The organism is Dolichospermum circinale AWQC310F, assembly GCF_000426925.1.
In the GTDB taxonomy this organism is placed as follows: Bacteria; Cyanobacteriota; Cyanobacteriia; order Cyanobacteriales; family Nostocaceae; genus Dolichospermum; species Dolichospermum circinale.
Genome location: NZ_KE384695.1, coordinates 31411 through 40745, shown reverse-complemented (window position 1 = coordinate 40745; position 9335 = coordinate 31411). Strand labels below are relative to the sequence as shown.

Here is a 9335-nt window from a genome sequence, read left to right as displayed (position 1 = left end):
CTTTGCACTTAACCTTCATTTTCTCAAAAGCAGTCATGGTAAAGGTTAGATAGTTTTCGGAGATGTCTAATATAGTGATTCCTATGAAGAACTACCTGATCACGGAGATATATCTGATTATTATGGCACTTTAGTAGATGATGGGCAGTATTACTGAAATCCTGTATAATAAATCAGGAGTATTTATGAAACCAGAATCTTTGCGTTTGTTACAATGTTTTGCTTTACCTCGCATTATGCATTATATTGGATTTTAGTAGATCAATAGTAAAAAAGAGGTTATTAAATGCCTGAGCTACTAACCGCAGATGTAAGCATTGAAATTGATGGAAAAGTTTATAACGGGCAATATACCGTTAACATGAAACTTCAGTCGCTTACTGTAATGTCTGAATATGGAGTAGAGACTACCGATACTTCATATCCATCACCTTCTCGGACACCATTGGAAAACAATAAAGGAATGGCGCAGCTTGTCTTGCAGGGAATAGTAGAAAAATACCTTGTGAGAACAAAGAAGAATTACTGATACTTTCCTCATAGATAAATTCGCTTAAATATTTTGTTACTCCCTTCCCAGCGTAAAATTAGACATTAATTTAGCAAAAAACCATTCTGTTTTGGGGGTAACTCTATATCTATTCCTTGAATAGGAAGGGAGTATACAGCCATCGCTTCACAATTACTTATGCTTTGTAAATCACCGATAATTTGAGCTTATTTCTCGTTAATATCCAGAATTTTCCTACATCTCTCAACTTCCAACCTTAACCTTTCATTCTCCATCCTTAACGCCAATATTTCATTCTTCTGCAACTCAATTAACGACCTTTGACTAATTACCTCACCAAAGGCTTTTTTCCTATTTTCAATCCCAAAGCATCTTTGATAAGTCTTTGTATGTTCATCAACAGTATGACCTAAATTATGTGCTGCTGCTTTTATCGCTATTCCCTGAAGATTCTGTTATTTTTATCCTGTAATTTTAATCCCTGATCTAAATTCCCCCAGCGCTTGAACATGATTTTCTATATTAATACAACGCATCAATAAATCTACATCTAAACTCGGTAAAAGTTGCGATTTACTAACAGCTTCATAGCCATCATTTCCTAAACTATAAAACAATAATTTATCATTCATCCAAAACCAAAATTCAGGAATTTGTAACCGTTTATATGCTTCCAGTTTATTAATTCCTCTACTACTAACAACCACCTCAATTACTAAATCAGGATGTTTTCTATTTGCTCCCAACTCATAAGATTCATCACCTTCTTTTTTAACCTTTTCAAATTCATTTTCTAAAGTAACAGAACCAGTAGGAGTAAAATCTAAGTCTAAAAATTCTAAATAAATTTCTACTAAAGAAGCAATACGTTGTTTGATAATTTGATATTTTTTCCCTGGGTTTTTAAGAATCTCCAACACTCCATCTAAAAAAGATAACCTTAACCCTGGGCGATCAATTAGCTGTTCAACAGCTTTAAATTCTCTCCAGGTTAAGTCACTAATTAAAATTGGTTCTGCTTCTCGTTCAATGAGTGTAGTTATCATAATTTAAACCCAAATTTAGAGATTGAATTTTGCTCAAGGTGATATCATATAAAAACAGATTATCATAAAAAATATCATGCAAGCATACAAACTCAAAGGAAAAATTGATCAATCTGGTAACTTGCTGATTACCGAACCAGTGAATTTACCGCCCAGAAATGTGGAAATTGTAGTTTGGGCAGCTACAGATACCCATGATCATACCACAACCAGTGAACCAGCACCAGAAACACCAAAAAGACGAACTAAAATCAAGGCTTTGCAAAACTGGTTTGAAAATGCTCCTCCTGTTTCAGCAGATTTTGATCCAGATCAAGCTAAATGGGAATATTTAAATGAGAAACATAACCTGTGAAAATCTTGCTTGATATCAACATTATGGATTTACATAGAATTAAAAACGCATGATTTACTTAATGAGGAGTTTCTATGATGACTTTACAAGAAATTATTAATTCTATTGAAAATTTACCGACACAAGATCGAGAGTATTTATTTGAGTTTCTGCAAAAACAACGAATTAATCAAAAACGAACGGAAATTTTAACTAATGCGGAGGAACTGAAACAGGCTTTTAAAAATGGTACAGCAAAGAGAGGAACTGTTGATGATTTGATTGCTGATTTACTAGGAGATGATGATGGAAGTTGTCTGGAGTAGTGGATTTAAAAGGTCTTTTAATAAGATTACAAAGAAAAAACCACAATTAAAAAATCAAATTATTAACGTATTAAGGCTTTTGGCTGATGATCCTTTTACACCGTCTTTAAAGTCTCATAAATTAGCAGGTGAATTAGCAGGTTTATGGTCTTGTTCTGTTGCTTATGACTGTAGAATCATCTTTAACTTCTCTGAAAAGGAATTTCCAACTTTACGAATTTTTAATACGAATTTTTAAGGTGTACATAAGTTAATAGCTTCTTTATCAGAGTAATACTATTGTAATAACATACAGCAAGTTCAGCTTGAGTGAGGTACACTTTGTGCGGGCATCTTGCCCGCACCACAAGAGTTTTATCATTAATATTTGTACTTCATAATACCGGGCAGTGCTGTATTTTATGAACCACCCCATATTAGTTCATTGAAGATGTGGTTTTTTACTTTAGTCAGTCACTTAGTGATAGATGAAGATTACACTGGATAAATACACGATGTAATTGCTGCCAATTCGAGATAATATAAAAACAGAGTCTCATGAAAAAAATCATGCAAGCATACAAACTCAAAGGAAAAATTGATCAATCTGGTAACTTGCTGATTACCGAACCCGTGAATTTACCCCCCAGAAATGTGGAAATTATAGTCTGGCCAGCTACAGATACCCATGATCATACCACATCCCCAAGCAGTAAACCAGCGCCAGAAACACCAAAAAGAAAATCTAGAATCAAAAGAAATGGTTATTTTATTAATAGATATTGGCAGCCATGATGAGGTTTATTAACCTGAATTGTGAATTTTCACACAATATGTTCAAAAATGATTTTCAGTAAATCCTCTTGAGAAAAAGGCTTTTCTAAATAACCATTAGCTTTGACAAATTTGGCTCTTGCTCTATCCCTTAATCCCATCCTTTCCGTCATTAAAATTATAGGAGTATCTTGATAATGTGTGTGTTTTCGTAATAAAGAACAGATTTCATAGCCATTTAAATTAGGCATTTCTATATTTAGTAAAATGATATCTGGCCGTACTCGCAGAATTTCCATTAAAGCTTGGGAAGAATCCGTAAATTTGATCACATTGAATATTTGTTCATCTAAAAATTCTGACACAGTATTTAAAATTTTCTGATTATCATCTATGGAAAAAATACTGCATTTCTGCTTCTCTCTGATAAAGGAGTTATTTGACTGATTTGTATTTCTCTGATTATTCAAGTGATCAGAATTACTTTTGGGTAATTTTTCTTGGGATGTTTTGGGTACTTCTAACTGAGAATAACACTCAAAATTCAGATTTTCTTTAACATCTTTAACATCAACTTTTGCTGCTGGTTGAGATGGTTCTACTAAGGCTTTTAAATTTAAATGGCAAAATTTAGGCAGATTGTCTAAAAAAGTATTAGGAACAAATTCATAACTGCCATATTTTAAATTCAACAAGGATTGTAAAACTTCTAGCGCTAACTCCTCAATTAGTAAAGCCGCTTGAAAATGACTAATATATTTTTGATTAACTAACCAACAAATAGCTAAGTAATCTGGATTTGGTATTGAATGTTTCTCAATATCTTTTTCAAAAATCATCCGCACTTGTTCATTAATTCCCCTGGGAAGAGTTGAGATTTGCTGACTTAATCTCTGTAAGTTTCGGTAAAGAGGTTCAAACATTTCTTCAGAATAACCAGCGTAAATTAGTTTACCCTGATCCATATATATTGACCAAGCACCAGATTCGCTAAATACTTGCAAACAACCAGTGTACGAACTATTAGTAATCTTCTTTAATATGTTGATTGGTTGCAGTTTTTGGAAAAATCTATATCTACTAATGGGAGTAGCGTTCATTTTCTGGGATGGTTGATTAAAGTTGTTTTTCATTATTAGTTACTCACTGTATTTTATCAACATTCCGAATCCTGATTCTTGAATTCTTCCCTTTAGATTACTCCATATTTTTTAGAGAAATAAAAAAGTATGTTAAACATAAGATGAAGATAAAAAAATGAAGTAGTGATTTTCTACCGACACGACTCTAATTTTTGATCTCAATGTTGCTTAAATTACTCAATACCCAATCGTGTCTACAATTAATATCCAAGTTCCAGAAAATAGCGATCGCTTAGACCGCTATTTATCCCAGAAGTTATCAGATTTGTCCCGTTCTCGCATTCAGCAACTCATAGAACAGGGCCATGTCCAAGTTAATGATCAAATTTGCACATCTAAGAAGGTTAATCTCAAAGTAGGCGATCGCATTTCTCTAGAAATTCCCGCCATTGAACCTTTACAACTCTTAGCAGCGGATATTCCTTTAGATATCCTCTATGAAGATGAGGAGTTAATTATTCTCAATAAACCCGCTGGTTTGGTTGTTCACCCCGCACCCGGTCATCCTGAGGGAACTTTAGTTAATGCTATATTGGCCCATTGTCCTAATTTACCCGGTATTGGCGGTATTCAACGTCCTGGAATAGTTCACCGCTTGGATAAAGATACTACCGGAGCGATTGTTATTGCTAAAACAGATTTAGCTTATCAGCATTTACAAGCACAATTACAAGCAAAAACCGCCAGACGAGAATATTTAGGTTTAGTTTACGGTGTTCCCAAAACGGAAACCGGAAGCATAGACTTACCCATTGGTCGCAATCCCCAAGACCGCAAAAAAATGGGGATTGTTTCTGTAGAAGACGGTGGACGCGCTGCAATAACTCACTGGCAAGTACAAGAGCGTCTTGCTAACTACACATTAATCCACTTTCAACTAGAAACAGGACGTACCCATCAAATTCGCGTCCACACTGCCAAAATTGGTCATCCTATCGTTGGTGACCCTCTTTATAGTTCTGCTCATTCTATCGGCGTAAATTTGCCAGGACAAGCCCTACACGCTTGGAAACTCCAGTTACAACATCCCGTTTCTGGAAAGTTGCTTCAAGTAACAGCACCCCTTCCCCGCAGTTTTACTACCTTACTAGAAGTATTGCGTCGCCGTAGTGGGGTTTGTTAAGAATTTATGAGTAAATCACGATTTACTCTCAATTTGTGAATATAACTTTTTTTTCATTCACATCCCCCCAGGGGGGAAAAAAATAGAAAGTTTTTAAAATATTTAGAAATGTAAATTTAACACTCCTTAACAAAATTTAGGAAACCTATAAATGGGATAAAACCCTTATATTCTTTTAATTACAAGGGTTTTCAGGAATATTTAAACAAGCTTAAACTGGTTAATATTGCGATTTTTTGCAGAAAATGTAAAGTTATGTAACAAAAATATCTAGAAATTCTTAGTTGAATAGCTTGTATGTAAAGGATTTGAGGCTTTTCTTAGGCGAACATCTTATTTATTCATAATTTGTAATAAATAAAGGTTCTATAGCATTGTATAAACATAAGCTGTAGGGGTTAAACAACAGAAGAAAGTTAAATAAAGCAGGTGATTCATGGAATTTGCCAGGTTCTCATAAATTTACCCTTGACTCTCATAATTTCTGGTTTGTAAACTGTAAACTAGAGAGGAGAGAAGACTTGAGAACGGCTTTGATTTGACTTCGTTGCCAACCAATCCGAATTAGTTTGAATTTAGAGATCTCTCAACTAAGTAATTTAGGAGATTAGAGTCCATGACATTAGATGTATTTTCCAAGGTTGTTTCCCAAGCTGACGCTCGTGGCGAATTCCTCAGCACCGAACAGCTAGATGCTTTGACCGCAGTAGTAGCCGCTGGTAGCAAGCGTTTAGACACTGTTAACCGCATCACCAGCAACGCTAAAGACATCGTTACCGATGCCGCTCGTGCTTTGTTTGAAGAACAGCCCAATTTGATCGCTCCTGGTGGAAACGCTTACACCAACCGTCGGATGGCTGCTTGTTTGCGCGACATGGAAATTATCTTGCGCTATGTAACCTATGCAGCATTAGCGGGTGATGCTAGTGTTCTAGATGACCGTTGCTTAAATGGCTTACGGGAAACCTACCAAGCTTTGGGTACTCCTGGTGCTTCTGTAGCAGTTGGCGTTGGCAAAATGAAAGAAGCAGCGATCGCTAAAATCAACGATCCTAACGGGATCACCAAAGGTGATTGTAGTTCTTTGGTTTCTGAAGTTGCAAGCTACTTTGATCGTGCTGCGGCTGCTGTTGCCTAAAAATTACAAATTAGCTCCCGTCTAAATTGAGCTTTTTTCATAACCTGCATGGCGTAGCCATACAAAACAAGCAAGAAACAATCTAGGAGATTTTCACCAATGAAAACACCAATTACCGAAGCAATTGCATCTGCTGATACCCAAGGACGCTTTTTAAGCAACACCGAATTACAAGCTGTTAACGGTCGTTTCGTCCGCGCTGCTGCCAGCATGGAAGCTGCTCGTGGTTTAACCGCTAATGCTCAAAAATTGATTGATGGTGCTACCAGCGCTGTTTACAGCAAATTCCCTTATACCACCTCTACCCCAGGTGCTCAATTCGCATCTGATGCTCGTGGTAAAGCTAAATGCGCTCGTGACGTTGGTCACTACCTACGCATCATCACCTATAGCCTAGTTGCTGGTGGTACAGGTCCTTTGGATGAGTTCTTGATTGCTGGTTTGTCTGAAATCAACGGCGCGTTTGATTTGTCTCCTAGCTGGTACGTAGAAGCTTTAAAATCCATCAAAGCTAATCATGGTTTGAGCGGTCAAGCTGCTAACGAAGCTAATACCTACATTGACTACGCCATCAACGCTCTTAGCTAGATAGCGTCATGCCCGGAGAGGGATACAATTACTAGATGAAGTTACCCCTCAAGGGGTTCGCCAGTTATTGCTCATGGAGTCACTGCGTTAGTTGGAAAATGTCCAACTGTAAATTAAGTGGCGTTAAGACCTCCAAGATCATCCTGGTTCACCTAGCAATTGGATCTAGCTCCGGGCATAGTTTTATGTACAAATAAAATAGGTCAAGAGGGAAGTAAGAGGCAAGAGAGGCAAGAGAGTCTAGAGGCAAAAGGTAAATCCTATTGACCACTGACCACTGACCACTGACCACTGACCACTGACCACTGACCAAGCTTTATTCCGCCACAATTCGGCACAATAAAGGGGAAAAACATGGCAATTACAACAGCAGCCTCCAGACTAGGAACAGAGCCTTTCAGCGACGCACCCAGAGTTGAACTGCGCCCCAGCGCCAGCCGGGAAGAAGTAGAAGCTGTAATTCGTGCCGTTTATCGTCAAGTCTTAGGAAATGACTATATACTGGCATCAGATCGCTTAATTAGTGCAGAATCACTCCTACGTGACGGCAATTTAAGCGTGAAAGAATTTGTCCGCAGCGTCGCTAAATCAGAACTCTACAAATCTAAATTCTTCTACAACAGTTTCCAAACTCGGTTAATAGAACTCAACTATAAACATTTGTTGGGTCGCGCACCATACAATGAGTCAGAAGTGACTTACCACTTAGACTTATATATTAACCAAGGTTACGACGCGGAAATTGACTCCTACATTGATTCCCAAGAGTATCAAAATAGCTTTGGGGAAAATGTTGTTCCCTATTATCGGGGCTTCGATTTTCAAACGGGACAAAATGCAGCCGGGTTTACGCGGATGTTCCGTTTATACAGAGGTTATGCTAACAGCGATACCGCTCAGGTTGAAGGTTCTAAATCCCGTTTGGCGCGGGAATTAGCTAGTAATAAAACCTCCTCAGTTGTTGGACCATCTGGTAGTAACAATAACTGGGGTTTCCGCGTATCTGTAGATGACGCTCCTAAGCAAAATCTAGGTAATGCCGTTGGAGAATCCAATCGCACTTACCGGATTGAAGTTACAGGTATTCGCAATCCAGGATACCCGAAAGTCCGCCGTAGCAGTACAGTATTTATTGTACCTTACGAGCGCCTTTTAGAGAAAATGCAGCAAATTCATAGAGTTGGCGGCAAAATTGCCAGCATAACATCAACCTAAGCGCTGCTCACGGACAAAACTCACATAGGAGATATAGAAGTAATGTTCGGTCAAACTACACTTGGTGCTAGTAGCGTTTCTTCATCTGCCAGCCGCGTATTTCGTTACGAAGTTGTGGGCTTAAAGCAAAACCAAGAAAGCGACAAGAACAAATTCGACATTCGCCGCAGTGGTAGCGTATTTATTACCGTACCCTACAGCCGCATGAATGAAGAAATGCAGCGGATTAACCGTCTAGGTGGCAAAATCGTCAAAATTGAAACTTTGACAGTGGCAGAATAAGCATCAAGCCCTGGCAATGATAGAACCTAGTGGAGAAGCATATCCTGCGGAAAATGCACCAAATCTCACACCCGAAATAGCTATTGCTAACCTGCAATCATCAGATCTAAGTCTCCGCTATTATGCTGCTTGGTGGTTGGGTAAGTTCCGAATCAGTCAGCCACAAGCCATAGACGCACTTATCATCGCGTTAGAGGATGAAGCCGACAGAACAGAACTGGGAGGTTATCCCTTACGGCGCAATGCCGCTAGAGCGCTTGGTAAATTAGGCAACTTGAAAGCTGTACCAGGTTTAATTAAGTGCTTGGAATGTGCTGATTTTTATGTCCGCGAAGCCGCAGCCCAATCTTTGGCCATGCTCAAGGATAAAACAGCATTACCAGCATTGATAAAACTACTAGATGGGGGTGTTGACCAAGCAGTACAAGTACCTGGTTTACCTCATCTTACCCAACCCTATACGGCAATATTAGAAGCCTTGGGAGCTATGGGTGCAACTGAGGCTATTTCTCTTGTCCAGCCTTTTCTTCAGCATCCAGTTCCCCGATTACAATGCTCCGCAGCTAGAGCCATGTACCAACTGACACAAGACCCCATCTATGGTGAGTTATTAGTGAAAACTTTGGTGACGGGTGATTTAAAAATGCGTCGCGTTGTTTTGGGAGACCTGGGGGCAATTGGGTATCTAGCAGCAGCAGAGGCTATTGCTCAAGCACAAGTAGAAAATAGCTTTAAACTGATTGCTTTGAAAGGATTATTAGAGTATCAACTGCCAGAACAGTCTGATACTTTTGGTATATCTGAACCAGCTACCCGAGTTATGAATTTGATGGACTCACTCTTATAGTCAGTAGTCAGTGGTCAATTATCAGTTGCA

The 9335-nt window shown here is 38.3% G+C and carries 13 protein-coding genes and 1 pseudogene; 11 read left to right on the top strand and 3 right to left on the bottom strand.

From position 1 onward, the window contains the following. Positions 1-286: 286 nt before the first annotated feature. The gene (locus tag ACIR310F_RS0115400) at positions 287-529 is read left to right on the top strand and encodes a hypothetical protein (RefSeq protein ID WP_028084595.1); all 243 of its coding nucleotides are present in this window, start codon (positions 287-289) and stop codon (positions 527-529) included. Positions 530-717: 188 nt separating this feature from the next. Here ACIR310F_RS0115400 and ACIR310F_RS26985 read toward each other — a convergent pair. After that, positions 718-963, bottom strand: a pseudogene (locus ACIR310F_RS26985) (site-specific integrase); the annotation flags it as partial. 9 nt (positions 964-972) lie between these two features. After that, on the bottom strand, positions 973-1557 hold the full coding sequence (locus ACIR310F_RS0115395) for a Uma2 family endonuclease (protein ID WP_028084594.1): 585 nt from the start codon (positions 1555-1557) through the stop codon (positions 973-975). 76 nt (positions 1558-1633) lie between these two features. On the opposite strand from ACIR310F_RS0115395, the gene ACIR310F_RS0115390 reads away from it, so the two are divergent. The 4 genes from ACIR310F_RS0115390 (at position 1634) to ACIR310F_RS22730 (ending at position 2991) form a co-directional block, all read left to right on the top strand. Further along, a complete protein-coding gene (locus ACIR310F_RS0115390; RefSeq protein WP_028084593.1) occupies positions 1634-1912 on the top strand; it encodes a hypothetical protein in 279 nt (92 codons plus the stop codon). Positions 1913-1986: 74 nt separating this feature from the next. After that, the gene (locus ACIR310F_RS0115385) at positions 1987-2217 is read left to right on the top strand and encodes a hypothetical protein (protein WP_028084592.1); all 231 of its coding nucleotides are present in this window, start codon (positions 1987-1989) and stop codon (positions 2215-2217) included. Further along, positions 2198-2455 (top strand): type II toxin-antitoxin system RelE/ParE family toxin, encoded by a 258-nt coding sequence (locus ACIR310F_RS0115380; RefSeq protein WP_028084591.1) that lies wholly within the window; start codon positions 2198-2200, stop codon positions 2453-2455. Before ACIR310F_RS0115385 ends, ACIR310F_RS0115380 begins: the two co-directional genes overlap by 20 nt. Before the next feature lie 299 nt (positions 2456-2754). Further along, complete coding sequence (locus ACIR310F_RS22730) at positions 2755-2991, top strand: hypothetical protein (protein ID WP_231387562.1); 237 nt, start codon at positions 2755-2757, stop codon at positions 2989-2991. Between the two features lie 29 nt (positions 2992-3020). Here ACIR310F_RS22730 and ACIR310F_RS0115370 read toward each other — a convergent pair whose 3' ends face one another. Beyond that, positions 3021-4070 (bottom strand): response regulator, encoded by a 1050-nt coding sequence (locus tag ACIR310F_RS0115370; protein WP_028084590.1) that lies wholly within the window; start codon positions 4068-4070, stop codon positions 3021-3023. A gap of 232 nt (positions 4071-4302) precedes the next feature. Here ACIR310F_RS0115370 and ACIR310F_RS0115365 point away from each other — a divergent pair, with 232 nt between their 5' ends. From ACIR310F_RS0115365 to ACIR310F_RS0115340, 6 genes are all read left to right on the top strand, one after another. Next, positions 4303-5235, top strand: coding sequence for an RluA family pseudouridine synthase (locus ACIR310F_RS0115365; protein ID WP_035368140.1), 933 nt, complete (start codon positions 4303-4305; stop codon positions 5233-5235). 616 nt (positions 5236-5851) lie between these two features. Beyond that, positions 5852-6373, top strand: a complete 522-nt coding sequence (locus tag ACIR310F_RS0115360; protein ID WP_028084588.1) for a phycocyanin subunit beta — start codon at positions 5852-5854, stop codon at positions 6371-6373. 99 nt (positions 6374-6472) lie between these two features. After that, positions 6473-6961: a phycocyanin subunit alpha gene (gene cpcA / locus ACIR310F_RS0115355; RefSeq protein WP_028084587.1), complete on the top strand. Its 489-nt coding sequence runs from the start codon at positions 6473-6475 to the stop codon at positions 6959-6961. A gap of 354 nt (positions 6962-7315) precedes the next feature. After that, positions 7316-8176, top strand: a complete 861-nt coding sequence (locus ACIR310F_RS0115350) for a phycobilisome linker polypeptide (protein ID WP_028084586.1) — start codon at positions 7316-7318, stop codon at positions 8174-8176. Between the two features lie 42 nt (positions 8177-8218). Continuing rightward, positions 8219-8458, top strand: coding sequence for a phycobilisome linker polypeptide (locus ACIR310F_RS0115345; protein WP_028084585.1), 240 nt, complete (start codon positions 8219-8221; stop codon positions 8456-8458). 16 nt (positions 8459-8474) lie between these two features. Next, on the top strand, positions 8475-9305 hold the full coding sequence (locus ACIR310F_RS0115340; protein WP_028084584.1) for a HEAT repeat domain-containing protein: 831 nt from the start codon (positions 8475-8477) through the stop codon (positions 9303-9305). Positions 9306-9335 lie beyond the last annotated feature (30 nt).